General features: G+C 56.1%; 24 protein-coding genes. 5 read left to right on the plus strand and 19 right to left on the minus strand.

Features of this window, described 5'->3' with window-relative positions:
- Positions 1-38 precede the first annotated feature (38 nt).
- Positions 39-860 carry a hypothetical protein gene (locus tag ACP5J3_RS01360; RefSeq protein ID WP_428494008.1) on the minus strand — a complete coding sequence of 274 codons (822 nt, stop codon included), beginning with the start codon at positions 858-860 and terminating at the stop codon, positions 39-41.
- A gap of 1 nt (position 861) precedes the next feature.
- Positions 862-1,491 (minus strand): hypothetical protein, encoded by a 630-nt coding sequence (locus ACP5J3_RS01365; RefSeq protein ID WP_428494009.1) that lies wholly within the window; start codon positions 1,489-1,491, stop codon positions 862-864.
- Positions 1,492-1,885: 394 nt separating this feature from the next.
- Here ACP5J3_RS01365 and ACP5J3_RS01370 point away from each other — a divergent pair, with 394 nt between their 5' ends.
- Complete coding sequence (locus ACP5J3_RS01370; RefSeq protein WP_428494010.1) at positions 1,886-3,031, plus strand: ABC transporter permease; 1,146 nt, start codon at positions 1,886-1,888, stop codon at positions 3,029-3,031.
- Positions 3,028-3,762, plus strand: coding sequence for an ABC transporter ATP-binding protein (locus ACP5J3_RS01375; protein WP_428494011.1), 735 nt, complete (start codon positions 3,028-3,030; stop codon positions 3,760-3,762). The genes ACP5J3_RS01370 and ACP5J3_RS01375 overlap by 4 nt, the downstream gene beginning before the upstream one ends.
- On the opposite strand, the gene ACP5J3_RS01380 is transcribed toward ACP5J3_RS01375, so the two are convergent.
- Positions 3,707-4,426, minus strand: coding sequence for an MqnA/MqnD/SBP family protein (locus ACP5J3_RS01380; RefSeq protein ID WP_428494012.1), 720 nt, complete (start codon positions 4,424-4,426; stop codon positions 3,707-3,709). The genes ACP5J3_RS01375 and ACP5J3_RS01380 overlap by 56 nt on opposite strands.
- 529 nt (positions 4,427-4,955) lie before the next feature.
- Between ACP5J3_RS01380 and ACP5J3_RS01385 the strand changes: the two genes are divergently transcribed.
- A complete protein-coding gene (locus tag ACP5J3_RS01385; protein WP_428494013.1) occupies positions 4,956-5,093 on the plus strand; it encodes a hypothetical protein in 138 nt (45 codons plus the stop codon).
- Between the two features lie 192 nt (positions 5,094-5,285).
- Here the strand turns inward: ACP5J3_RS01385 and ACP5J3_RS01390 are convergent, their stop codons facing one another.
- Both ACP5J3_RS01390 and ACP5J3_RS01395 read right to left on the minus strand, forming a co-directional pair.
- Positions 5,286-7,349: a CARDB domain-containing protein gene (locus tag ACP5J3_RS01390; protein ID WP_428494014.1), complete on the minus strand. Its 2,064-nt coding sequence runs from the start codon at positions 7,347-7,349 to the stop codon at positions 5,286-5,288.
- Positions 7,321-7,656, minus strand: coding sequence for a hypothetical protein (locus ACP5J3_RS01395; protein WP_428494015.1), 336 nt, complete (start codon positions 7,654-7,656; stop codon positions 7,321-7,323). Before ACP5J3_RS01395 ends, ACP5J3_RS01390 begins: the two co-directional genes overlap by 29 nt.
- Positions 7,657-8,025: 369 nt before the next feature.
- On the opposite strand from ACP5J3_RS01395, the gene ACP5J3_RS01400 reads away from it, so the two are divergent.
- Positions 8,026-9,030, plus strand: a complete 1,005-nt coding sequence (locus ACP5J3_RS01400; protein ID WP_428494016.1) for a hypothetical protein — start codon at positions 8,026-8,028, stop codon at positions 9,028-9,030.
- Here the strand turns inward: ACP5J3_RS01400 and ACP5J3_RS01405 are convergent.
- The 10 genes from ACP5J3_RS01405 to mqnC all read right to left on the minus strand — a co-directional run bounded on the left by ACP5J3_RS01405 (position 9,021) and on the right by mqnC (position 17,251).
- Positions 9,021-10,265 (minus strand): ATP-binding protein, encoded by a 1,245-nt coding sequence (locus ACP5J3_RS01405; RefSeq protein WP_428494017.1) that lies wholly within the window; start codon positions 10,263-10,265, stop codon positions 9,021-9,023. The genes ACP5J3_RS01400 and ACP5J3_RS01405 overlap by 10 nt on opposite strands.
- Positions 10,266-10,326: 61 nt before the next feature.
- A complete protein-coding gene (locus tag ACP5J3_RS01410; protein ID WP_428494018.1) occupies positions 10,327-10,878 on the minus strand; it encodes a class I SAM-dependent methyltransferase in 552 nt (183 codons plus the stop codon).
- A gap of 38 nt (positions 10,879-10,916) precedes the next feature.
- Positions 10,917-11,348 (minus strand): hypothetical protein, encoded by a 432-nt coding sequence (locus ACP5J3_RS01415; RefSeq protein WP_428494019.1) that lies wholly within the window; start codon positions 11,346-11,348, stop codon positions 10,917-10,919.
- The gene (locus ACP5J3_RS01420) at positions 11,338-11,592 is read right to left on the minus strand and encodes a hypothetical protein (RefSeq protein ID WP_428494020.1); all 255 of its coding nucleotides are present in this window, start codon (positions 11,590-11,592) and stop codon (positions 11,338-11,340) included. The genes ACP5J3_RS01415 and ACP5J3_RS01420 overlap by 11 nt, the downstream gene beginning before the upstream one ends.
- Positions 11,589-12,569, minus strand: coding sequence for an ArsA family ATPase (locus tag ACP5J3_RS01425; RefSeq protein ID WP_428494021.1), 981 nt, complete (start codon positions 12,567-12,569; stop codon positions 11,589-11,591). Before ACP5J3_RS01425 ends, ACP5J3_RS01420 begins: the two co-directional genes overlap by 4 nt.
- Positions 12,566-13,570 carry an ArsA family ATPase gene (locus ACP5J3_RS01430; RefSeq protein WP_428494022.1) on the minus strand — a complete coding sequence of 335 codons (1,005 nt, stop codon included), beginning with the start codon at positions 13,568-13,570 and terminating at the stop codon, positions 12,566-12,568. Before ACP5J3_RS01430 ends, ACP5J3_RS01425 begins: the two co-directional genes overlap by 4 nt.
- Entirely contained in the window at positions 13,567-13,815 is a 249-nt protein-coding gene (locus tag ACP5J3_RS01435; protein ID WP_014289761.1) for a hypothetical protein, read from the minus strand. Before ACP5J3_RS01435 ends, ACP5J3_RS01430 begins: the two co-directional genes overlap by 4 nt.
- 22 nt (positions 13,816-13,837) lie before the next feature.
- Entirely contained in the window at positions 13,838-15,601 is a 1,764-nt protein-coding gene (locus ACP5J3_RS01440) for a carbon starvation CstA family protein (protein WP_428494023.1), read from the minus strand.
- Positions 15,602-15,695: 94 nt separating this feature from the next.
- A complete protein-coding gene (locus tag ACP5J3_RS01445) occupies positions 15,696-16,220 on the minus strand; it encodes a hypothetical protein (RefSeq protein WP_428494024.1) in 525 nt (174 codons plus the stop codon).
- On the minus strand, positions 16,217-17,251 hold the full coding sequence (gene mqnC, locus ACP5J3_RS01450; RefSeq protein WP_428494025.1) for a cyclic dehypoxanthinyl futalosine synthase: 1,035 nt from the start codon (positions 17,249-17,251) through the stop codon (positions 16,217-16,219). The genes ACP5J3_RS01445 and mqnC overlap by 4 nt, the downstream gene beginning before the upstream one ends.
- 111 nt (positions 17,252-17,362) lie before the next feature.
- On the opposite strand from mqnC, the gene ACP5J3_RS01455 reads away from it, so the two are divergent.
- Positions 17,363-18,415: a CofH family radical SAM protein gene (locus ACP5J3_RS01455; protein WP_428494030.1), complete on the plus strand. Its 1,053-nt coding sequence runs from the start codon at positions 17,363-17,365 to the stop codon at positions 18,413-18,415.
- 39 nt (positions 18,416-18,454) lie between these two features.
- Here ACP5J3_RS01455 and ACP5J3_RS01460 read toward each other — a convergent pair whose 3' ends face one another.
- The 4 genes from ACP5J3_RS01460 to ACP5J3_RS01475 all read right to left on the minus strand — a co-directional run bounded on the left by ACP5J3_RS01460 (position 18,455) and on the right by ACP5J3_RS01475 (position 23,711).
- Entirely contained in the window at positions 18,455-18,988 is a 534-nt protein-coding gene (locus tag ACP5J3_RS01460; RefSeq protein WP_428494026.1) for a hypothetical protein, read from the minus strand.
- Between the two features lie 208 nt (positions 18,989-19,196).
- Positions 19,197-20,573: a S1 family peptidase gene (locus tag ACP5J3_RS01465; RefSeq protein ID WP_428494027.1), complete on the minus strand. Its 1,377-nt coding sequence runs from the start codon at positions 20,571-20,573 to the stop codon at positions 19,197-19,199.
- A 136-nt stretch (positions 20,574-20,709) separates the two neighbouring features.
- Entirely contained in the window at positions 20,710-21,330 is a 621-nt protein-coding gene (locus ACP5J3_RS01470) for a hypothetical protein (RefSeq protein ID WP_428494028.1), read from the minus strand.
- Positions 21,330-23,711 carry a hypothetical protein gene (locus tag ACP5J3_RS01475; RefSeq protein WP_428494029.1) on the minus strand — a complete coding sequence of 794 codons (2,382 nt, stop codon included), beginning with the start codon at positions 23,709-23,711 and terminating at the stop codon, positions 21,330-21,332. The genes ACP5J3_RS01470 and ACP5J3_RS01475 overlap by 1 nt, the downstream gene beginning before the upstream one ends.
- Between the last annotated feature and the right edge of the window lie 213 nt (positions 23,712-23,924).

The following is a 23,924-nucleotide window of genomic DNA, read 5'->3' on the forward strand; positions in this document are numbered from 1 at the left end:
GTTTAAAACTGAGAGTATTTTTGTATAAAAAATGTTTTCTATTCCCCTCTCCCGGCCCCCTTAGGACAGAGATTTTTCTTCTCTCTGAGATACACAGCGCCAAATGTGACCCGCTTTACAATTACCTGGTAGCCCTCCTCTCTATATTTCCAAATAAGGTCAAGCGGCAAGTCGACCATTAAAATCTGCGGTTTTTTAGAAAGTTGGTAAAGCTCCCTAAGCGGCGCCTCAACCACAAAGGCGCCGATATACACCACAGCCTCTGACTTCCCCACCTCCAAAGCCTCAGCTACGCCAAACGGCGGCGTGGCGTTGGGAGGCAACGTACCGTTGTTCTCTGCAACCCAACGCAGAAATAGAATGTAGTGTCCTGCGGAGATTAAGGCCGCCTCCTCAGCCGACTTAAGCCAAGTGTTAAAATCCTCCCCATGCCTAACGCTGTGTCCCAACGCGTGGTAAGTGCCGTTTTTGTAATACACATACATCGCGATGTCTGTTATGTTGTTGACTATGCCTAGCTCTTTGGCAAACGAGGCAAACTCCTCCACGGTATATAGCCTGCACGGCACTACATACGCCTTGTACGTCTCGTTCCCGTACTTTTCCACCAGCTTCCTCCACCGCTCCCACGACTTCTGTCTAGCTTCTACATAAGCCATCATTTTGTCAAAATCTCTATCTCTCTGATGAGCAGTGGGGCCGTGTTTTATGAGGACGTACGAATTGGCAATAACAATTTCGTGTTTCTCTCCCAACTCGTCAGTTACCTTACCCTCCTTCACACTAGGCCTGCCGGCGTAGATGGCGACCACAGCAATGGCGAGGGCCAGGGCAACGGCTAGTAATATCTTCGCCTTCATATTACCACCCACTTGAGCCAGCCCTTGTATTGTAACACGCTAGCAGACACCAATCTTCCCAGAAAGAAGTAGTGGTAGTCGTTCCACCTGCGGTTTCCACTTCTGGCTCGATACGCATGCCGTAGCTTTCCTCTCTCTTGACATTGAAATACACATGTAGATAATACCATGTATTTAACTGGATATTCTGCGGGCTTTCAGTCCTGATTTCAGCTTCCTCGTTACAAAGCCGCGGAATTATGTAGCATATGGGATTCCAAGGATTCCACTCCTCTATATCCTCTTTTACCGGCTCCGGTAGGTTAGTCAACTTATGTGAGTAATCGTAGACGTCTTTGTCTGTCCCGTCACTACAACTCACAGTTCTATAGTAATCAAATGAAAACCAGTACCCGCTTTGGAAATATTTTGACTTACTACTCCATTGATAGTGTGAATATATAACGTCTTTTTTCCCGGTCGAGTCTGTATAACTGCTCTTGTACAGGATGTAGGAAGACGGATAGAAATCCTCAGGATCGCATGCGCCAGCCGCGCACAACATCTTAACACTAAATGTGAGCGACATCACTACTGCAAGAAGTGCTACGCTTATCACGATTTCGGTTTTGAGGATTTTGGGGTGTAGCATAGTGAATAACACATAACCTTTTATTTAGTTTGCTTTAGACAATTTATATATAATCTAGCTAGTGTCGAAAATGACGTGTAGAACAAATTGGTACTGCAATTTTTCGGGGTATAAGCATGCTGTTAAGGCGATATGTATAGGTTCTTGCGGTTATTCCGTAACGGGTTGGTGTTGTAATGGAGTAGAGAAGCCGTGAAGTACATTGGTGTAAGGCTAAGGTAGACGTGTTCTGTATCTCATAGCAGACTTAGCCACCAGTTGGCATCGGCGGGGCTGGGGGGCCGATTAGCCAGGTGGCCATTAGGTGCCTCGTGGAGTAGGGTGAATTTTCTACGTACCGCCGCGACAGTTGTGTAAGGCTTGAATGTATATATGCCTAGGGGGTGTGGGGTTTGTGGGCGCGTTTGCGGCGCTTGTCTTGAAAGACTTGGGGGAGGTGCTGTCGTCGCGGTACTTCCTCGCCTCTCTTGTCGGCGGCTTCGCCGTGCTTATCGCCATGGGGTATGCGATGGGGGCTGTGGTTAAGACGGCGCAGGCCTCTACGCAGAAATTCGCCGTTGTGGTCAACGGGACGACCCCCCTCGGCGAGAGGTATGCGGAGATACTACGCGCCATGGGCGGCGATATCTACCGCAACTTCTCCCCCGCTCTCCTAGATAGGTACGGCTACGTCGTGGTGATCCCCGGCAACTTCTCACTGCCGGCCCGGCTACCCGTCTACACCCGCTACCGGGGGCTCATGGCGTTGGCCCCTCCTAACGTGCTCCAAAACGCCGCGGCTAAGCTGGCCGAGGAGCTGGGCGTCCCGCCGCGCCTCGTGGAGCCCAGGCTCTACATCTACATGGGGCGCCACGTGCTGACAGACCGCGACGTCGGGGCAGTCTTCGGCTTGTTTCTCGTGTCATGGATGTTTATGTTTATTGTGCCACTGATCATAGCCTCCACGGCGGCGGTGTCCATCGGCATGGAGAAGGAGAAGCGAACCTTCGAGCTCATACTGTCGACGCCCGTCACCCCCACGGCGCTCATCACTGCGAAGTTTCTCAGCACCTTGCTACTGGCCCTTATACAATTCGGGGTCATGACGGCGGGGCTCTTTATCTACATGGCCAACATCGCCGCCGCTGCGGCGGCCTCGCCGCCTCCGTCTGGGGAGGCTTTTGAACTTGGCTTCGCGCCGAGTCCCCAGCTGGTAGCCGCCGTGGCTCTGTCCTCCCTGGCCCTCGCCCTAGCCCTCCTGGGCCTCGCCTTCTTCGCCGCTACCAAGGCCGACGACGTGAAGACAGCCCAGAGCGTCGTGCCCCTGGTGGTCTTCCCGCTGTTGATCCCCTCGTTTACGGCGCTGTTCGGATCTGTGGAGGGCTGGGAGGCCTACCCCTTTGTCCACCCGCTTGTGGTGGCCTACGCCGTGATGCAGGGAGAGTGGGGGAAGGCGTATACGTACCTCGCGCTGGACTGGGCACTGGCGGCCGCGGTGGAGCTGGTGGTTGCCAGGCTCGTCACGGCGGAGTACCTCGTCCTGGGGAGGGTGAGGCGATGATACGGGCGGCCGGCTTAGTGAAGAGGTTTGGCCGCGTCGAGGCGCTGAGGGGGCTGTCGCTGGAGGTGGGGGAGGGCGCCGTGGCGGGCCTCGTGGGGCCTAACGGCGCCGGCAAGACCACGACGCTGAGGATACTGGCGGGTCTCATCAAGCCAGACGGGGGCTTCGCCGAGGTCCTCGGCGTCCGGACGGACTCGCCCGAGTTTAGAAAGGTGAAGAGGTGGCTGGCGTATCTGCCGGAGGAGGTTCTGCCCTACGACAACCTCACCGGGAGGGCCTTTATCGAATTTATCCACGGCCTGTACGGCGTGGACAACGTAGGGGAGGCTGTGGAGATCTCCGGCCTCGGCCCCCGCGTGGAGGACAAGGTGAAGACCTACTCCAGGGGGATGAAGCGGAGGCTTGTCCTGGCGGCTCTCCTCACCGTGGGGGCCAGAGTCCTTCTGCTGGACGAGCCAACCGCCGGGGTGGACGTGGTGCACGCGGTGGAGATTCGAAAGCTTGTGAGGGAGAGGGCCAGGGGCGCCGCCGTGCTTTACTCAAGCCACAACATGCTGGAGGTGGAGACGCTGTGCGACGTCGTGTACTTCGTCAACAACGGCGTGGTTATAGACAGCGGGAGGCCCGGCGACCTGGCGGCGAGGTACGGCGCGGCGAATTTAGAAGAGGCCTTCGTCAAGGCGCTTCGACAAACCTCAGCGGCGGGAGGCCGAGGAGCTCCGCCTCCCTAGCCATGGCCTCCCTGCCCCCAGGCCCCACCAGGTACCGCGACCTCATGAAGTACTCCTCCACAAGCCCCCTCCTAACCCCCAGCCTCCCCGCCACGGCCTCCACGAGGGGGGCCGGGTTTTCGTAAAACGCCGCGACGGAGTTCTCCATCTCTGCCACCGCCGCCTCGGCCTCGGGGCCCCACCTCCTCGCCACCAACACGGCGAAGAACAGGGGCGATCCCACCCGGCTCCACCAGAGCTCCCCCACGTCGACGATGTGGGGCACGCCTCTGTCGGCCATCTTCAGAGCCTCGTCCCCCACAGCCAACACGCCGCCGCATTCCTCCAGCGCCCTCCACGGATCCTCCACCCTCGTGAAGCTGTAGCCAAGCAACCTCCGCAACACCAGTGCGCTGACCGTGGTGTCCGACACGGCGCAGTAGCCGCCCGGGCCCCTGCCCCGGAAGAGCCTAGCCGATATTATAGGCCCCACGCTGTATATCGCCAGCCGCGGCACGACCGGGAGCCCGAGCTCAGCCGCCAGGGTAATCGGCACGAAGCCCATCTCGGCGACGCCGTCAGCCAAGTACCTAGCGGCCTCGATGTTCCCCGCCTCGACCACCTCCACCCTAGCCCTCCAAAACAGCGGCTCGCTGTGAGCATAGCGAATCCTTACGACGCGCACACCTCCACAAAAACACCCCTATATTACATTGAGTTAAAACACCTTAAAAAGCGATTCAGCGTAAAAACCGCGCCGCATAAATGGATTCTACCTTTCTTTTAGATATCTTGTCTTTATTTTGATATAAATTATCAACGACACAGTTAGGATCACAAACGCGAGGAAGAATATGAGCAATGTAACTGATACAAAGCGAAGTAGAATTAGATCATTAAATAGCGCCACCGATGATAATACCACACCAGTAATCCACAGGGCACCAATGGCAAAGTCGGATTCAATAGATCCCTTACATCTAAAAAATCCTCCTCTTCTGAAATCAAATGTGAAATAGAAAACTACCGCTGTCACTCCTACCAATAATAGGCCCAATGCAGAGTAAAACGACATATTTGAGCGATATATATTACCAGAGAGAAGTCCAAGTAAAAACATAGCTAAAAAAAAGGATACCCAGGGCCAGAACATTATGACACCTCACGTCTTAGCATCAAGTCGCTTTCTTATATAGTTTTCGTGTTAGATAACTATGTGTTGCCGCACTGATAGACACATGTACCCGGTCCTTATAAGACACAGCAGTGCGGTGCTGTCCCCACTCATAGTAAACATATTCATGCTGTGGATAAATCCAGCACACGCCGCAGAGCAAGGAATAGGCGCATAGAGGGGAGTAACCCGGCGCATCCCCGGCAACACATGCTGTTAGGTTTCCTATAGAAGCTATTCAGCAAAGCAGGTATTGCCGGTTTCTGCGCTTGACGCGGCTGAGCCGGAGAGAGGCATATCTAGTATAGCGCCCCCATGGAGGTGTTTCAAAGCCTCTAGAGACATCTCGTATGGCCTCCGACTCATTTTTCTAGTCGCTACTCTTCTTTACAGGCCCGGTCTTCTGGCGGCCGCGTCTCTTGGCTATTGCGGCTGCCGCCACCAGCGCCGCCGCCACCGCCGCCAGTGCCGCCAGGCCTGGGCCGGGGTTCGCCGCCTCGCCTAGGGGCTGGGCGCGGCTCTTCACGGATAGGGTGACGGTTGCGTTTTCTGTGTAGATCTGCCCCGCCTCGTCCATGTATCTGAGCTGTATCACCGCCGTGTAGTTGCCCGGGGCTGTGGCGTTGAGGAGGAGCGAGGTGGCTGTGGACTGCTGTGGCTGTATCTGGCCGAGGTATGCCTCTCCAATTATCGCCGCGGCGCCGGGCGCGGACAGTCTAACCTCGACGTTGTAGGCCGTGGCGAATCCGGAGTTGTGGAGCGTGACTGCAAGGGAGACTGGGCGGCCCGCCTCTGGGTTTCTCGGGGCCACGTCGATGGAGGCGATCCTCACGCGAGGTTCTCTTACTACGGCGAGCTCTACGATCTTCCTCTCCTGTCCGCCGAAGCCCTCCGGCGTGGTGTAGTAGACGTCGCAGGTGATCTCCACGGGGCCCGCCGCAGTTAGGGGGACGTCTACGGTGTAGTTCACCACGGCGTAGCCGCCCGGGGTGAGCTCCACCTTCTGGAGCAGCGGTGGGGAGTATCTAGAGGTAACCACCACGTAGGCATCTAACCTGCTGGCTCTGCCTATGTAGTAGATGCGTATAGGCACCACGTCGCCCCTCCCCGCGGCCACCGCAGATTTGGAGGGTAGTATGAGGAAAGCCTCGCCGCCCACCACCGGGAGCTCCACCACGTGCTCCTCGCTCCACCTCTGCGACGACACGACTACCCTCAGCCTCACCGACTGCCCCTGTGGGATGAGCCTAGCCACCGCCCTGGCCTCGTTTACCCCGCTGACGGTGAGGGGGCTGGGGCCCGCGGAGGCGGCCCCCTCGGGGTATATCGAGGCGTTGAAGGCGCCGGGGGCGGTGATGGACAGCGTCACGTTGTTAACCACGCCCCTCACCAAGACGCCGGGCGTCGCGGAGACTCTCGCCATCGCCGCCGCCGGGGTCGTGGCGAGGGTCAGCACCGCCTCCTCACGCCTCAGCACCCCGCCAATTGTGTAGTACACCTCAGCCCTCAGTTGCACCGTCTGGGAGGTGGGCACCACATCTACCACCCCCCGCCCGACCCCGCCCCTCACCTCTATAACATACACGCTCCTGCTGGCGGAACCCCCCGCGACGGTTAGATAGGCCACGCCGTCCGCGCCGCTGGGCACCGCCACAGTGACGTTTACGTAGTTAAGCGTCCCCGGCGCGAGGGCCGGCCGATCGGCTTGGAGCTGGACGGCGGGCGGGGGAGCCGCAGGTATTTGGAGGTGGATTTCTCTTGTGTAGAACCTCCCCGCGGCGTCGGCGGCGTTGACCGCCACCTTCACCGTGGGCGTGTAGCTCTCGGCGACGAGTCTCAGAGGAATTATGTTGACTCCCGGCCTCAGCGCCACGGCCGATCCAGGCCACAGAACCCTCGCCCCGGAGGCCTCTAACCTGGCCTCTCCTCCGAGAGCGCCCCTCAGGACAACGGTGAGGTTCACGGCGGCGGGCAGTCCGTAGACGGCGGCGCCGCTGACCCACGCCTCTGCCTCGGGAACAGCGGGCACGTAGATGTCGACGTGCTCTATATGCTCCCCGCCCTGGCCCAGCCCGGGCTCTGTAAACCTCCACCGCCAGACAAGAGCGGCGGGGCATGTGGCGTTTAGCCGCTCTACGGCCACTACGAGACGCGCCGTGGCGGCGCCGGGCCCCGCCTCCAGCGCCCGGTGCGCCTCCAGAGGCTTCACCCAGCCACACCTGGGGATCAGCACAACGGAGAGATCTACAAGCTTTGTCTTTGTGTAGAACCCCACCTCAACGACCCCGGGGGCTCCGGGTTGCCGCGGGGGATCGGCCCATTTGTAGTAGAAATAGACGACTGCGGTATCCGAGGCGCCTGCTACCGCCTGGCCCGCGGCGAGGTGCACGAGCAGTAGTAGTAGGCTAGTGTAGATACCTACCCGCGAGTTCATACACGCCGTAGAACACCGCCCAGTAAAGAGCGTTTGCAACCGTAAATAGAATTAGGCCAGTGGTTAGATCCATCCCAACCACGACGACTTTTCCAATGCCTAAGAGGAGCGGCAGTATAAACAGTGATGTGGTTATGGCGAATCCCACCGCAGCAACGTACAAGCCTCCCTTCCTCCCCAGCGCTAGGTCTAGTATAACCCCCAGCAGTATATAGAGGAACCCTCCGCCTACCGACTCTAGTTTAAATCCACTCATTACAATGTTTACTACAAATACCGCAAGCCCCGCAATTAAGCCTTTTAACATATGAAGCGGAAAAATGCGGCTTTATAAACTTAGCGGAAAAGTATTACAAAAAAAATGATGAATCTTTAAAAAACAGATGGTCATGATTTCATGAACGCGTTAAAAAAGATAAGAAGACTAGAAACTGCCGCAAAGCTTGCACCCGCACTAATGCTAGGAGCGACGCTACTGACCGGCCAAGCGCTGGCTGGAAACGTACAGCCAAATGTCATATGCATCGAGGGACTTGGCTGTGCATGGCATTGCATCAAAATAGGTCCTATTATTTTCTGCCTCTAAGACTCTGTTTCAAAGACTAAGTGAATTTTTTCTTTTTGAAAACCTGGCTATGCATTAGTTTTCTTTAAAAGATTTGGTTTTCATTTCTTTGTGTTGTCGCTCTATCAAATATATTTGAGGGAGAGAAGGGGGTCAGTTGCGGCATTGTATGTTTTGTCTCTGCTTGGGTTTCTGGCGTCTGTGGCTGTGGTGGCGTTTTGGTCCATTGGGGGGAGGCTGGGGGAGGAGTTGAGAGCCCAGCTGGGCGCCGGTACTGTGGTGGTGGCGGGCGGCGACTTTACAGATGGCGACTTGGCCAAGGCCTTGTCTCTCGGCTGTTTTTCAGAGGGGTATGGCGTCTCTTTCCTCCAGGGGGTTTTGGTACTCCCCAACGGCACTAGGCGCGGCGTCGTGGTGGGGGCCGTGCCCAGCGGCGTGATGGGCGCCTCGGGCGCGGCGGCTACCGCCTCTAGCCTAGTGGCGGAAAGGGGGGACGTCGTTATGCTGGAGGTAGAGGGGCGCCTCGTTAGGCTTTTTGTAAACTCGACATTTACGCGTATGGCCTCTATCGAGGGTCTCTCTGCCGACGTCTATGTGGATAGGTCTGTGCTAGGCGTGGGGAGGTACAGCGCCTTGGTCCTCCGTAAAGCTGGGGGAGGTGGCTGTCTAGAGGGGCTTAGGGCGCTGTTTCCCAAGGCCGCTGTGATGGACTCGGACTCTTTTATCTCTGCGCTGTGGGGGCAGTTGCTGGTGTATCTGGCGGCCGCAGGCCTCGTGGCGGTGAGTGTGGTGACCGCCGTCGCGGCGTTGATATACACCTTATCCACCACCCTCTACTTCCTCCACTTCAAGGAGTTCGCCGTGTTGAGAGTGCTGGGTTTGAAGAAGCGGGGCCTTCTGGGGCTTGTCTCGCTTCTCTTCTTCACCCCCGTCGCCGCCGGCGTCTTGACGGGTGTCCCCATTGCCCTGGCCGCCGCGGCTAGCTCCGGCTTGGACCCCGCTCTGAGCGTCGGCCTCCCGGCGGCGGTGCTCCTGGCCTCTTCTACCCTGGCGTCTCTGCCCGCGCTGAGGCGCCTCTACGCCTTGTCGCCAGCGGCGGCTCTCCGCTACGAGTAGGGGTTCCAGCCCTCCAGCGCCCAGCGCCAGAAGGGCTTCACCTCCACCTTGCCCAGCTTGGCCTCTTGGTGGAGTGTCACTACGGTGGCCTTTCTCGCGCCTAGGCGCCTCGCGGCGCGGGCCAGCGCCTCCACCTCCCTTTCCATGTTCTCCTCGTGTAGCTCCGCGGCCACCTGCACGGCCTCTGCGGGCTGTCCCCCCACTGTCACGAGGAAGTCGACCTCCCACTTCTCTCCGGCGGCGTAGTATATCTCGGCGGGGGGCGAGGAGCTTAGGGCTCTGCGGAGTAGTTCGAGAAACACAGCGTTTTCCAAGTCGCGGCTCGGGTCTTTACGGCCCAGCAGTCCGTACCCTGTGTCTACTAGGTAGATCTTGCGCGGCGCGGCCTCCGCCTCTCTAGTTGACTTTGCAAATCTCTTGACTTGGAATAGGAAGAAAGCTTCCTCCAGATACTTGACGTAGTTAATCACAGTCCTCTTGGTGACCCCCCTCTGCTTGAGCAGGCGGTGTAGCGAACTGTAGGTCAGGTACCTCCCGTAGTTATTCAAGACGTAGGCAACCACCGCGTCGAGGGCGGCTCTGTTCCTCACGCCGTGGCGATCGGCCACGTCTCTCACGACGACTGTGAGGAGGTATTCCTTCAACAGCCTGTAGGGATCACCGCCAAGGGCCACCTCTGGGAAGCCCCCGAACTTGAGGTACTCCTCCTGCAACTTGGCGACGGCGTGTCTCTCAGACCTCCACACGAGGTCGGGCCTCGGGTCGATGCCCTTGAAGTGGAGGTACTCCCTGAAGCTGAGGGGGAGGAGTAGATACGTCAACCCCCTGCCCCTCATCTCCCTAGCCACGTCGCCCGCCAGGAGCGCCGAGGTGGAGCCAGTTGCGTACACCGAGTAGCCCCTGTCCAGCAGGTACCGCACAGCCTTCTCCCACCCCTCCACCGCCTGCACCTCGTCGAGGTAAGCCGCCTTCGGCCCGCCGAGTCTCGCGTGCGCCTCGACGAGCACCTCCACGTCTCTTGGCTTAAACCCTTCGAAGAGGGGGTGCTCGAAATCTACGTAGATGCCTCCGCGTTGCGACATTAGCCAGTAGAGGTAGTAGGTCTTGCCAGCCCTCCTAGGCCCCGTGATGACTACTGCCTTCCCCGGCATCTCCTCCACCTTCAACTCCCGCGGCTTCAGAGACGTGGGTATGTTAAAGTCTGCGAAGTAGCGGAGGACGTCCACAATATCCACATCCAGTAGAGAACCAGGTGTTTATAAACTCTGGTGTGTTTTAGGGAACCAGATAAGGGGGCTAACCCGCCTTTCTCCCAACGCCTATGAGTAGAGGGAATCTCCTCTCCACAGCCACTGCGAAGTGGGTGGCCAGCACATCTCTTAGACACCTCTCGGTGCAACCGTGGGACCCGGCTAGGGGCATCCTCCCGAGGTCTACCTCCACCACGAGGAAGTAGCCCCCCGGCTTGAGCACTCTCCACACCTCCGCAACAGATCGGCCGTGGTCACCCCAGTGGTGCACCGTAAAGAGGGCGACCGCGACGTCGAAGGCGGCCTCTCTCGCCGGCATCTTGAAGCTGACCCCGGCCACCGACGCGCCAGGCGCCCTCCTCTGTGCGTATTTCAACATGGGTGGGGAGGCGTCTACCCCCACCACCCGGTACCCCCTGCGCTCCAGCGCCTTGAGCAGTTCGCCTACCCCCGGGCCTATCTCCAGCACATACGCCCCGGGGCTGGCTAGCTCCGCGACTCTCCTCGCCGCGAGGCCGTAGGCCCAGTGGAAAAGCCGCATAGCCACCAAGACGTTGTAAAACGCGGCGGTGCCGCCGCCGAAGGTCTCCATTTCCATCGCCTCTAAGCCCTCTGTGGTTAAAAAGCTTTGTTAAACTAGTGGCAACGGCTGTGTGTGATGTACTGAAGCGCCGACAGGTCTCTCAACCCCTCTATAGTGATTTTCAGAGTCCTATCCGTGTGGTCGCAGTAGAACTGCAGGGTGAGCCTCAGCCTCCCCCCGCGCTCCTCCACCGCGTAGTGGCCGGGGTGGCCGTTTACGGTTATGGGGACGCCCCGCCCCTCCTTCCTGCCCGGCCTCGCCTTGATCTTTAGGGTGTACGCCTCTGCGCCGTCTTTTATGAAGTGCATAACCTCCCCGTCCCTCACCCACTTTACTCCGTCTACCTCCCTGTGGCGGAAGACGTCGGAGGCCATCGGCATTATGACAAGCCGCCAGTTGGGCGGGGCCGTCAGAACGATGAAGTTGTAAAGCCCGAGAATCCGGTTCCCCACCGCGATTGCGTGCCAGCTGTAGTCAGTGTGCATGGTACTCCCCCAGCAGGTCAAAAATGTCGTGCTCCTTCACAGCCTCCTTCCTAAGCTCGGAGAAGGTTGGGTAGACGTAGGGCAGGAGGCGCAGGGAGTAGTAAGTCGTCAAGAAGGGTATACCCACAAAGTCGCCGAAGACGAGGATCTCCAGCAGAAGCCTAACCTCCCGGTGGAGCTTCGCCGTCTCTCTGTAGAGGTCGAGGAAGAGGAGGCCGAAGAGGAAGTCCCGGACAGCCCTCATGAAACAAGCTCCTTCATAAACTGCCTCAGCCTCTCCAGCCCCACTATGTCCTCGGGGAAGAGCCTCACGGAGGCCAGTATGTGGGGCGCGAAGGAGCGCCTAACCAGCTCGAGATTTCTCTGCTGCTCGTCGTATTTACTCTTTAAGAAGCCGGTGGCGTCTCTCTCAGCCTCCTCCCGTGGGATTACCATATTCACCACCACGCCGCCGAACGGTATTTCGTAGGCCTTCACCATCTCAATAAACCTCTGCACCACGGAGATCGACAGCACGGTGGGTATCGTCACGAAGACAAAACGCGTGGCGGCCGGGTCTGTCAACACGGCGCGGACCTTCATATACCTCTGGTAGAGATCCTGCAACTCGTGGAGGACGGGGTCCTTCTCAATCTCCTCCTTCACCTTCTCCTTACGGAATGACAGCTGCTCCTTTAGGGACAGGGTCTCCATCCTCATCTTAATAGTCCTCTGAAGCCACGCGCCGTAGAGCTTAGACAAGCCGATGAGCCTCACCGCGTTGGCCACCGCCGCCATGTCGAAAACAACTCTGTCAAAGTTGGCGCCCTCCTTCAGGACAACGTCCATCATCTTGTCGAAGGCGGCGGCCTCGTGAAACGCCGGGTTAGTAGTGGCTATGTCCACCAGAGGCTTGATGTCCACAGAGAGCTCGGCCATCTTAAGCATCTCCCTCAGCAACGTCGTGATCCTCGTCTTGTACCTCTCCACAATGTCGTCGTACTGCACCTCCACGGCCCAGAGGTTGCGCGTCCCCGCCACCTCCTTAACCACGCCCCCAGACAAGTCCTGTCCAAACACAGAAGAGAGGGAGTGCACAGGGTTGAAGCTGGCGAGTAGCGTCTTTTCCCCAGCCACCTCGGCTAGGTACAGCGCCGTGGCGGCCGCGACGACGGTCTTCCCCACGCCGCCCTTCCCGCCGAAGAAGAGGAACTTAACCCTCTGCCCCAGCAACTGCTTCATAGATACTCCTCCACCCTTCTCGAAGGCCTCCAGAGCTCCTCAGCAACGCCCCTAAGCACCTCCAGCCCCTTGGGCTCCCTGTTCAACATGGGTATCACAGCTACGAGGTATTTGCCAAACTTATCCACAATCTCCGCCACGTACTTCCTCTGCTCCTCTACCCTCCTCTTGATGTAGGCAGGCGCGTCCGGCCGCTTGGCGAGGTCGGGAGGGTACACCTGGTTGAGGACAATCCCGGTGAGCTTAAGCCCCAGGGAGTCGAACATATCCAGCGCCTTCTCCGTATCGACAATAGTCATCCGCTCAGGGGTCATGACCATCATAAACGCCGTGGTTTTCGTGTTCATGATGATGTCTCGGAACTTGACAATGCGCCCCCTGATGTACTCCAGCTCGTTCAATATCTCGTCTTCGTAGGTCAGCTTCTGCCTTTTTAGAGACGCCGCCACCCTCCCGTACTCGTACGCCTGCCTCCTCAACTCGGTAATCTTCTCAACCCACTGGCTCAACACGTCTGCAATTGCGATCATCCTAATGCCGTGCCCGAAGGGGGGCATGTCGAAGACGTAGTAGTCGTACTTCCCCTCCGACACCACGTCCACCATGGCGTCGTACACCGCGCTTTCGTACATCGCAGGCTCAGCCGCCGCGCTGTCGATGTACTCCTCTATATCCTTAGGCAGAGCGTCGAGGCGGTACATGTCGATAATCTTCTTCTTAATTGAGGAGACGTACTCGTTGATCTTCTTATCAGCGTCTATCTCCATCACCCAGAGGTTATCCGCCAGCTTCACCTCCCCCTTCCCAAAGACGTTCTGCTCAAACACGTCGCTAAGCGACGCCTGGGGGTCGGTGCTGAAGACCAGCGTCTTTTTGCCCATAGACGAGAGTTTTAGAGACGTGGCGGCGCTCAGCGTGGTCTTCCCAAGACCCCCCTTACCCGCGTAGATAAACACCCTCAGGCTGGGGTTCTCCTGCAGTAGGCCAGAAAGCCCCTTCATGTGACCAAGTCGGTGAAGTCCCTCTCCCTCAGCATGTACCTCTTCCAGTTCTGGATATTTGGAAAGACGTAGGGCAGAAGCCTCATGGAGTAGTAAGGCGGCAGGATGGGAATCCCCAACATGTCGCCCAGGGTGATGATCATGAATAGGTTGTCTATCTGCGCCTTCACCTTCAAAATCGCCGTCGACTGGCCGTGCACCGTGAGGCCCTCGACCACCTCCCTCAACCTATCTAAGAGACCCATGATATCTACCCCACATCTGTATTTATTTATTTGCTCTATATTTAACCCAGCCCGTTATTAGGTAGTAGGTCATCACCACGCCCAGCACCAGAAGGAGCGCGCCGAACGCCGCCGAGAGGAGGTTAGACACCTGTATCAAGCTCTGGCCGTAGAGCTTCGCTGCCGCGGCTTGTACGCCGATGGGCTTGTTGTTAATGGCGTAGAGCGCGTAGACGTAGGTCTCCCAAGCGAGGGCGGCCAGCGTCGTAATCGCCATGAATATGCCCGGGATGAATACATATGCGCTGGGCTTCTTTATACTGCCAAGAAATATGGCTATTAGCAACAGGGCTAGTCCGGCGAGTAGCTGGTTTGTACCTCCGAAGAAGATCCATAGATTTGTCCAGCTCCCGACGAACGCAAGGAATCCTGCAAGTATCAATATAACAATGGGCGATATGTATCTATTGCCCAGCGGGCTTTCTTCAAATAACTCAGCCATGATTAGCCGGAAAACTCTCACGAAGAGCATTGAAGTTATTAGACCCATCACAGTGACAAATATACCGTACAGGATATTCATATAGACGTCGGGCACCTTCAGGAGGTTGCTAGTCAATAACGTGGCCCCCTGCACATAGGCGGCGGCCCCAGCGGGAGGTTGCGACAAGACCATAATCGCGGCGATTGAGGAGAGCGCCACCCCGCCCTCTGTTATCATGGCGCCGCCTCCGACCGGCAGGGCATCCGTCTCGTACTCCAATTGTTTAGAAGTTAGTCCGGAGGATATGAGGCTGTGCCAGCCGGAGATCGCGCCGCACGCAATAGTGACAAATAAGATGGGCCACAGGGGGCCGCCCTGTGGGTTCTTCAGCGGATCTACGTAGAGAGATGTAAAGGACGGTTGCTTTATGGTGAGGCCAGTCAAGGGGCTGAATATCGCCGCCAGCAACACCAGCACCAATGCAATTATAGACGGGAGGTACCCCACGTAAACCGTTGGGAGGAGGAACCTAGGCATCGGCGTGGTTGCCGAGATGTAGTACAGTATGGAAAGTACCACAAGCCAGAAGAGGACGGTGGCGGTGCCAGGCCACGTGAGCTTGGGATCAAAGTTATAGGTCTTGAAGAAGTCCGGACTGTCCAAGAAGTTGGTGCCCGGTTGCCTCACCGCGGGGACCAGCGCCACTGTGAAGTAGCCGACTAGCACAATGAGGAGGGCTATCGCGGTGGCCACCAACACGTCCATGCGCCTCTGGAATATTAGATAGCCGAAGACGACGCCGCCGAAGAGGACGAAGAGGACCGCCGTGAAGGTGCCGGGCACTCTGTTTAACACGTCTATGATAACCCACTCAAACACGGCGGTGATGATTATTAGGTAGAAGATGAGATAGACGAGGAGGATTTTTCTCGCCTTGTCTCCCAGCAGTCTGTAGGTAATGGGACCCATGGAGCGGCCCTCGCTTCTCACCGACATCATCATAGCTGAGTAGTCCTGAGCCCAGCCTATGAACATGTTGCCGAAGATCACCCAGAGCAGGGCGGGCACCCAGCCGAAGAACAACACGCCGGTTAGAGGCCCCACGATGGGGCCGAGCGCCGCCACGGACTTAAACTGGTAGCCAAAGAGGACGTATTTAGAAACGGGGAAGTACTCCACGCCGTCAAAGTACATCCTCGCTGGCGTCGGCCTGTTGGGGTCGGTCTCCCAGATCTTTTTATCAATCCACCTTGCGTAGAAGCGGTAGGTCAAAAAATACAGTATTAAACCTAACAGGACGTAGGGTGCTGGAGTGTCGAGCATGTGGTACGTCTATTTGCCATTAATAAAAATTCATTTAGCCTAAGCTTGTTACTCTGCGGTTTTACAAACTTTAACTATAGCCAAAATTCAGAATTTATAATGATAGACTATTGTAAAATTTCAGCGAGGCTTCCACCACGCGGCGGCAGTCCACGTAGGGAAACAGCAACTGGACGAGGTGGTTAGACGCAGTCACGCGCCACACACCCAGGCTGTCGGCGAGCTCCAGCACCTTGTCCACCACCTCGCGGGGGCCTGAAGTATTGACCAGATAGTAGTTGCCAACCCTCCGACCTCCCCCCGACCTCGACGCATCGAAGACGCCCAAGTCGCGGCTCGTCTTAAACCTAACTAGGGCGTAGGGCCTCCTACCCGCCACCACAGAGGCGGCGAGGTTTATGGGGTTGTCCCACGGCAATCTGTTTATTAGGAGCTCCAGCTTGACCCCGCCGCAGTTTAAGTCGAGGAAGAGCGAGGCCGGGTTTCCAATGCTCCTCACCACCTCGCACTGGCAACGACGCGCCGCCCTCGCGTTGAACCAGCGGGCCGCTAGATGAGAGGCGGAGTACCACCCACCCATCAACAGTACGAGCGCTATTATCAGGTCGAGGGGCGTCACGACACCGGTCTGTACCAGTTGTCCCTCTCCACCGGGGTGAACCCAGCCGACTTGATTATATTGACGACGTCGGCCCGCCTGTCTATGGGCGCCTCGGCCCTTTTCCACTCCAGCACCTTCTCCTCGTACAGAGTGCCGCCGAAGTCGTCTGCCCCGAAGTACAGCGCCAGCTGCGCCGTCTCGGGCCCCGTGGTGAGCCACCCCGCCTGTATGTGGGGAATCAGCCCCTCGAAAACTATCCGGGCCACGGCCACCATTTTGAGAAGCGTCGCGGAGGTCTTGGGGTAGGGGATCTTCCGACCCAGCTCGCTCGTCCCAGGCTCGAAGTTCCAGGCGATGAACGCCATGAAGCCACCTGTCTTTTTCTGTAGCTCTGCAATTTTGTACATGTGCTCGGCTATGTCGCTTGGCGTCTCTACGTGGCCGTACATCATGGTGGCGGAGGTGTAGATGCCGAGTTTGTGCGCCTCCTCCATAATCCTCAGCCACGTGGCGCTGTCTATCTTCCTAGGGGCGATCGCCCTCCTCACACTATCCACGAGGATCTCCCCGCCGCCCCCCGGCATGGTGTCCATACCCGCCGCCTTGAGCCTCTCAAGCACCTCGCGGTACGTGGCCCTCTCCCTCCGGGAGAGGTACTCCACCTCAAGCGGCGACAGGGCGTGGATAGCTATGTGAGGCGCCTTCGCCTTGAGGGTGCGGAAAAGCTCTTCGAAATACTCAATCCCGATGTCGGGGTTCACCCCGCCCTGGATGAGAACCTGCCTAAGGCCGTGGGCCGCGTCCACCGCCAGCACGCGCTTAACCGCCTCATCCACAGTGTAGCTGTAGGCCTCCCTGTGCCCCGGCGGGCGGTAGAAGGCGCAGAAGCTACAACCCACCACGCAGACGTTGGTGTAGTTCAGCACCATGTTGCTGATGTAAGTGGCGACGTTTCCATAAAGCCTCTTCCGAATTTCGTACGCCCTCCTCCCTAGGGCCCAGAGATCCTCCTTCAAAAGCATCTCAATATCCTCCTTTCTGTACTCCACACATCGGCGTCGCGTGCGCCTTATAAGTTTTGTAGCTGGTCATGCGTTGACAGAAGTTTAAAAAGGGCGAAACGCGGGAGGTATGTGACAACTGTGGCGGAGGTTCTGGAGATGGCCGCGAGGGGCTTGGACAGGGGCGACGCCGTATACCTAATGCGCGAGGTGGACTTCTTCACCCTCGCAGAGGCGGCCCACCTCTATACGCAGAAGCTCTTCGGCGACGTGGTGACCTTCGTCAACAACGTAGTGATAAACTACACAAACATATGCGTGGCCAAGTGCCCCATATGCGCCTTCTACAGACTCCCCGGCCACAGAGAGGGCTATCTGAGGAGCCCCGAGGAGGTGGGGGCCCTTGTGGAGCGCTTCGCCAAGGAGCTGGGGGTGACGGAGCTACACGTCAACGGCGGCTTCAACCCGTTCCTAAAGCCCGAGTACTTCGACGAGCTTTTCAAGGCAGTGAAGAAGAGGGCGCCGCGCGTCGTCATCAAAGGCCCCACAATGGCGGAGGTGGCGTACTACGCAAAGCTCTGGAGGATGAGCTGGGGGGAGGTGCTGGCCCGGTGGAGAGACGCGGGTCTAGACGCCATATCGGGAGGCGGCGCGGAGATCTTCGCCGACGAGGTGAGGAGGGTGGTGTCCCCCCACAAAATCTCCGGCGAGGAGTGGATACAGATAGCTGAGGCCGCCCACAAGCTGGGCATCCCCAGCAACGCCACCATGCTCTACGGCCACGTCGAGAGGGAGGAGCACGTGGTGGACCACATCTTCCGCGTAAAAGAGCTCCAGGAGAAGACAGGCGGCTTGATGCTGTTTATACCCGTCAAGTTCAACCCCCTCAACACGGAGCTACACGCCAGAGGCGTGGTGACCCGGCCAGCCCCCTCTACATACGACGTGAAGGTGGTGGCAGTGGCGAGGCTGATACTGGGGGGCGCCCTCAAGGTGGGGGCCTACTGGCTCTCCGTCGGTAAGAAGCTAGCCTCGACGCTACTCCTCGCCGGGGCGAACGACCTCGTAGGGACCATGTACAACGAAGCCGTCCTCACCTCGGCCGGGGCCAGACACAGCGCCTCGGTGGAGGAGCTGGCCGCCATCGCCAGGGAGGCCGGGAAGAGGCCGGCGCTGAGAGACACCTTCCACAGAATACTGGCGTACCTCTAGCCCGCCCTCCGGACCTCTCCGCAGAGCCTCGGCGGCGCCTCACCCCACCTTTATGTAGAGCCCAGAAGTGTTGTAAAGCGGCGCGCCTACTTTTAGCTTAGCCATGTCGAAATTCGGCACCCGCAACCTATAAGCGCAGTTTCTCAACACCGGGCCCATAACCTCAGTCTTGACCCCCGTTTCGAGAGCCACGGATCTGTTAGACACGGGGAGTGTAAGCAAGGCCTTCACGTAGACACCGTCGCTGGTGAAGAGGAAGTGGGTATAGTTAAACCACATATAGTTGTAGGCAAAGGTGAGGTAGCCCACGCCGTCCTCGGGGTATATCACATACACAGCGTCGTAGCCAACAAGCGCAAGCGGGAAGGCGTAGAGCCCCCTCTTGTTGGCGCAAAGCTGTTTTAGGTGTAGGTCAAACGGCGCCTCGGGATCTGGATAGCCGGTGGATACTTTACCTATAAACACCACCGCCGTCTTATTGCCAACACGCCCAGCGGCTACGCACCTGAAATTCCGCGCCTCCACGGGGCGCGGGGCCTCAACCACATCGCCGTACTCACAAGGGCCATACACGACACCAGATACATTGCCCACAGATGTACAGGACACATCAAAATTCACAAAACACACATCTTTTTCATTAACAAATAAATTAATATATAAAACCCGTATAAGACTCTTCATATTTTGAATAGAACTATGGAAAAACCAAAACGGGTCATAACCATAAACATAACTTATTAATAGATAAATCAAAATGAGTGTAACAAAAAAATACTTTTTACGTATACTTAACATATAAGGGGTACGCATCAAGTGGGCTAAAGAAGCACGAATCACCATTAGAACCTGACACAATGCCGTAAGCATAAATCTCAATGCTATAGAATCCGATAGGCCACCCTCTACTGTACACAGGAGAGCCGCTGTCACCACCTTGGCATGTCATACCAGCTTGTAATAAGCCCAAGACTTTTACAGCGCCGTAGTCAACAACTACGTAATGGCTCTCTAATCGCCCCTCTGTTATATCCGTTCTGGCGCCAGCCTTAGCCACCCACTCATGAACAGCCACGTCATATCTCCCTAATACTCTCACTACTGTCCCCCAAATTGCTTCGGTGAACGACCAAGTCAGCCCGCCTGGTCTATAGACTTGTGGTGCTATACCTCTTTCTGAGGTATCTACTCGTATCGTCACTATGTCGCAGGTCGTTACTAACTTACCGTTTTCAAACCGATATGGGCACCCAGGCGGTTGATATTGGTATGCTACGCGTTCGTAACTGCCGACAGGTTGATACACCTCTACCCACCTTGCCCATACCCATCCAATACAATGCCACGCAGTAGTAATGACTGGAATACTGCCATTAAGTAGCCCTGTATATCCCATGGTACAGTAGTATACAGTTTCACCTGGTCTAAAAGTTATCGCTATGCCACCTACAAGCGGATTAAATAGCTTATTTCTATCTGAGACTAACAGAGGTCGGGGTTCCGCATAAACTACCTCTACGTTTATCTCCGGATCTATTTTTTTAACTTCCTCCTTAATGCGCTTTATCGCCTCTGTGTTCGGTTTTCCATCAGTGACGTTTTTTGTGCCTACAATAATGATATCCCTGTATAGGCTCACCATAGTAACCCCTGAAATATTGCCCAGCATAAGTCGTCTAGCACTCTTATTAACCAACCTTAACATCTCCCCCAGTGACTTCTTTATCTTCGTCTGGTATATACGTGCTGTCTGGTTGTTCCACTTCAGCTCCCAGGCCCCCGTCGCGGTGTAGTTACGCCACTGCCAGCTCCCGGCTGTGTAGTCGTAGTAGAGGACTAGCACCCAGGTGGCGTTTAGCGTCTCGACCTCCGGCTCGGCGCCTATTCTCCTCAAAGCGTTTATAATAGGCTTTATATCTGTCTTGGAGAGTAGACATGTGAAGTTGGCGGCGCCGTCTGAACACGTCAGCGGCTCAGTAGTCTTCAACACGTCGTAGTGAGAAAGAGCCGCGATTTTGCCCCAAAGCGTCGTGTGATAACCAGCATAGTTAACAGCCTCCCTCGGCACATCCACGCCACCTGGAGGATCAGGCCTAGCCCCAGCGACTACCACTAACATTACAGCAGCCAACACCATTACCAACCCGAACCACCGCATATCAGCAAGAACCCATTTTTTTTAAGTTTTACTGCTATGAACACGCCAAAACCTCCCGCCTCTAAACAAAAGAAAGGCGCACTTCTTGACTACCGCAACGGCGTCGTAGTCCCTAGTCATGACTGCACACCCCTCTCTACACTCCCTTTCGCAGAGCCCGGTGGCGTATAGCTGACGGAGGGGGGCGCCATCCCTTAGCATTGTCTTGATCCTCATGGCGTCTTTCCTCGACAACACCTTGTAATTGCCGCCTCTCTCTGCCTCTCACTAGATAGCGGTAGGTCACGTAGTACCCCGCGAATAGTATTACATACCTCACGTAGTTGGCGGCTGTTCTTTCAGGCGTGTCGCCATACGCCTCTAGGTAAAACCGGGGGAGGATATTCCCAGGCCACGCCACGGCAAATGCCGTGAGGTTAGCCCCCACAAGCCCGCCGAGGGCCTTCAACACGCCCCTCCACCCGGCCTCTGTATAAGCCCACCAGTAAGGCCTAATCAAGAAGTACCAAAATATAACAACCAGCGCCGGAATCACCGCCGCCAGCGCAAGCCACGGGTGGATAATACCAGACACGTACAGAAATCCACCGGCCATCAACGCGTAGCGGGGAGCCGGCCGGGAGAGAGCAATGTGCATGGCCCATATAAGCGTAATTATATACACACCCCACACCCGCAACACAAACTGGAAGCCAATGGAGGGAGGCAGAACTCTAACTAAGAAAAGGAGGAAGAGGCCGAGGAAAAAAACCAGCACTAGTTGAACTCCACTAGAAAGCCGCTCCATGCAAAGGCGTAAGGCTCCTCAGGTCCATTAAAGATTCTCCCGACGTCCCTATAATCTACCCTTAAGAAGGTTAAGGCGTTATAGTACCCCTTTGGGGGAGCGCCGGAGCTGTACCTCGCCTCGTAGTACAATAGCCTCTCCGTCATCGCGACACCGCCCGTCTGCGGTGTTAATAGATCTGTGAAACGTATGTGGGCAAACTCTATATTTCCATATCCTCGCGTGTCGTAGCCAATGGAGGCGTAACCTGAGCTAGGTGAACAAGACACCTTGGACGGCGGCTCTGCTACTCTTAACAATGAATCTATCCCCCACACAACTATGGAACCCGCTATAAGCCACGGGTTCGTAGAGAATACAGAGAGAAATGTAATTATAGTGCCAGCTACATATGTAGCCGCACTAGTTGCGGCAATCAACTGCTCAGGATAATTAACCGCACCTTGGATACGCATTCCCAGAGTGGCATCGTCACCAATCCTTGGAATACCCATACATACTCTATAAAGTTCTAAGTTACGGTGCCACTTTAGATAGCTGTAGGTCACACGGCCCCTCGCCCTGGCTTGTAGATCTCCAGGTATGATGTATGACGACATCCCTATATCAGCATACGCCAGCCTATATCTGCCAACTGTATCAAGAGTCTCGTTATTCACTAATAAATAGTCCCACACTGTGTGCATAAAAATATCCCTCACATGTTCGCTACGGTATTTAGGTTCTTCCTTAAAGTAGTTGTATTGGTTATAGAAGTCGGAGAATAAAAGTTTGTTACTCACCCATGTCGCTGAGTTTTCACGCCAGATTTCTGGCCAGCGCCAGCCCCATAGAGATATCCGTAGATCTCTTATCTCCGCGGGCGGCCGCCCTCTTTGTATTGGCGGGTCAAACACTAGGTAAAGGGGCAGATAGGTGGAGGCGTTTACTGAATACCACCACATAGCGGCTTTTTCTAGATTTACCCAAGCTGTGGCACCTGTAAAACTAAACTCTCTACAGCCATCCCATGTGACGCTGTATGTGCTAGATGTAAGTGTAACCACGGGCTCTCCGCCTAGATAGATAGTGACTCTTTGAACATCGGTGTTGCTACACGTCTTGACTATAAAGCTACTTATACCCAGCCACGCATCTCCTTGGGCACCCGGCGCGATACGCGCTATAAATAGGAGACTGGTGGTGGGATAGATTGAGGGAAGTTGTACGTATAGGCGAGACCCTGGTTGCACTAAATCCCACTGCCAGTTGGCTTTTAACAAACCGTAGGCGCTGTAATCCGCCGGCCTTTTGTAAACAGCCATTATTGAAATATTAAGTGGCCTAGAGTAAGAGTATATGTAAGTGTGGACTTGGATATAATAGCTACTGTAACTCGTTACATCGAATACATATAGCTTTCTCTTTACATTATCAAATTTATACCCTTGCGGTGACACGTAGAACCAAGTGGAACGAGTCAACTGGCTTGGATCGGTGCCGTAGCGTATATGTAGCCAGGCTCCTGGTCCAGGCTCTGGATCGCCGGGGCGCCACGACACGTGAACATATACCCTCAAGACGCCGTAGCCCAGATAGGCGTATTTACTCTTGGGATCATCCTTACCGTAGAACTTATACCGTCTGTTTTCAATATCGAAGCCGTAGGCTATCCAGAAACGTGCAGCTGTGTAGATGGAATCAACCACATTTGCATGTACCACCGGGGCGAATAGATAGTTGGCATATCTTGTTACCGTAGTTGAGCCCGAGGATAGGTCGAGGGTACCTGCGTCACTTTGTCCTAGCGATTTGGGGTTTTTAGGTGGCTGTTTCTTAGGCGGCTGGTTTTTCGGCGTCCTTATATCTAGGGGCTTCCCGCCTAGGTAGAGTTTTCCGTCTCTCTCCTCTGCCACTACCCACAGCTCTACTCTGCTGGCGACTTCCAGCGCTTTTCCCCTGGGGGTGTCTACCTCTCTGGGCGGCCCTAGCTCTGTGGTGTTTCTAGGGAGAACTAGCCTCACCTTCCCCAAGCCCTCTACCTCTATGTCGACAGCCCGGGGGTGGCTTCGCGTAAAGTTGTTAAAGGCGTATCTTGGGACAGCCAAGAATCTACCTACCGGAACCTGGGCAGTTATGTTAATGCCCTCCTCGGGTGAGTACACAATCTTGTTTATGTATACCCACACCAAAGGCGCCGGGGCGATGTCTCTACCCACCACTACGTAGGGAAATACGTCTTCATCTAGATCTACCTTTAGAAAGACGAATTTCCCCACATCGGCTGTCTCGCCACCGGCGTTTGCATAGCCGTAGTAGGCGGCTATGAGCAGAGCCAACGCCGTTATTATTCCCATTTTGTTTGACAACATATGCCAAAAAAAATGGCTTTTTAAGTTTTACTCATATGACGCATATGTATACAAGGCGCCGGGAGGAGCCGCCAGCTACTCAGTGTCGCCACCCAACGCTCCGTTGTAGGTGTCGTTCTTATGGTGTAGCGGTGTGCCGGAGTTCTCACAAGCTTAGGCTAGCCAACCCGCAACGTGCGCTCCAGCCCGAGGGAGCCGGCGCTACAGCCCCGG

It is taken from the genome of Pyrobaculum sp. (assembly GCF_049971835.1).
Taxonomy (GTDB): Archaea; Thermoproteota; Thermoprotei; order Thermoproteales; family Thermoproteaceae; genus Pyrobaculum.

Excerpts from the sequence above, each read along its gene's own strand:
- ACP5J3_RS01420 (WP_428494020.1), bottom strand. The coding sequence starts at position 11,592 with ATGAGGGCTGTCCGGGACTTCCTCTTCGGCCTCCTCTTCCTCGACCTC.
- ACP5J3_RS01425 (WP_428494021.1), bottom strand. The coding sequence starts at position 12,569 with ATGAAGCAGTTGCTGGGGCAGAGGGTTAAGTTCCTCTTCTTCGGCGGG.
- ACP5J3_RS01375 (WP_428494011.1), top strand. The coding sequence starts at position 3,028 with ATGATACGGGCGGCCGGCTTAGTGAAGAGGTTTGGCCGCGTCGAGGCG.
- ACP5J3_RS01360 (WP_428494008.1), bottom strand. The coding sequence starts at position 860 with ATGAAGGCGAAGATATTACTAGCCGTTGCCCTGGCCCTCGCCATTGCT.
- ACP5J3_RS01415 (WP_428494019.1), bottom strand. The coding sequence starts at position 11,348 with ATGCACACTGACTACAGCTGGCACGCAATCGCGGTGGGGAACCGGATT.
- ACP5J3_RS01455 (WP_428494030.1), top strand. The coding sequence starts at position 17,363 with ATGGCCGCGAGGGGCTTGGACAGGGGCGACGCCGTATACCTAATGCGC.
- ACP5J3_RS01465 (WP_428494027.1), bottom strand. The coding sequence starts at position 20,573 with ATGCGGTGGTTCGGGTTGGTAATGGTGTTGGCTGCTGTAATGTTAGTG.
- ACP5J3_RS01430 (WP_428494022.1), bottom strand. The coding sequence starts at position 13,570 with ATGAAGGGGCTTTCTGGCCTACTGCAGGAGAACCCCAGCCTGAGGGTG.
- ACP5J3_RS01435 (WP_014289761.1), bottom strand. The coding sequence starts at position 13,815 with ATGGGTCTCTTAGATAGGTTGAGGGAGGTGGTCGAGGGCCTCACGGTG.
- ACP5J3_RS01385 (WP_428494013.1), top strand. The coding sequence starts at position 4,956 with ATGTGTTGCCGCACTGATAGACACATGTACCCGGTCCTTATAAGACAC.
- ACP5J3_RS01410 (WP_428494018.1), bottom strand. The coding sequence starts at position 10,878 with ATGGAAATGGAGACCTTCGGCGGCGGCACCGCCGCGTTTTACAACGTC.
- ACP5J3_RS01390 (WP_428494014.1), bottom strand. The coding sequence starts at position 7,349 with ATGAACTCGCGGGTAGGTATCTACACTAGCCTACTACTACTGCTCGTG.
- ACP5J3_RS01475 (WP_428494029.1), bottom strand. The coding sequence starts at position 23,711 with ATGTTGTCAAACAAAATGGGAATAATAACGGCGTTGGCTCTGCTCATA.
- ACP5J3_RS01440 (WP_428494023.1), bottom strand. The coding sequence starts at position 15,601 with ATGCTCGACACTCCAGCACCCTACGTCCTGTTAGGTTTAATACTGTAT.
- ACP5J3_RS01395 (WP_428494015.1), bottom strand. The coding sequence starts at position 7,656 with ATGTTAAAAGGCTTAATTGCGGGGCTTGCGGTATTTGTAGTAAACATT.
- ACP5J3_RS01365 (WP_428494009.1), bottom strand. The coding sequence starts at position 1,491 with ATGCTACACCCCAAAATCCTCAAAACCGAAATCGTGATAAGCGTAGCA.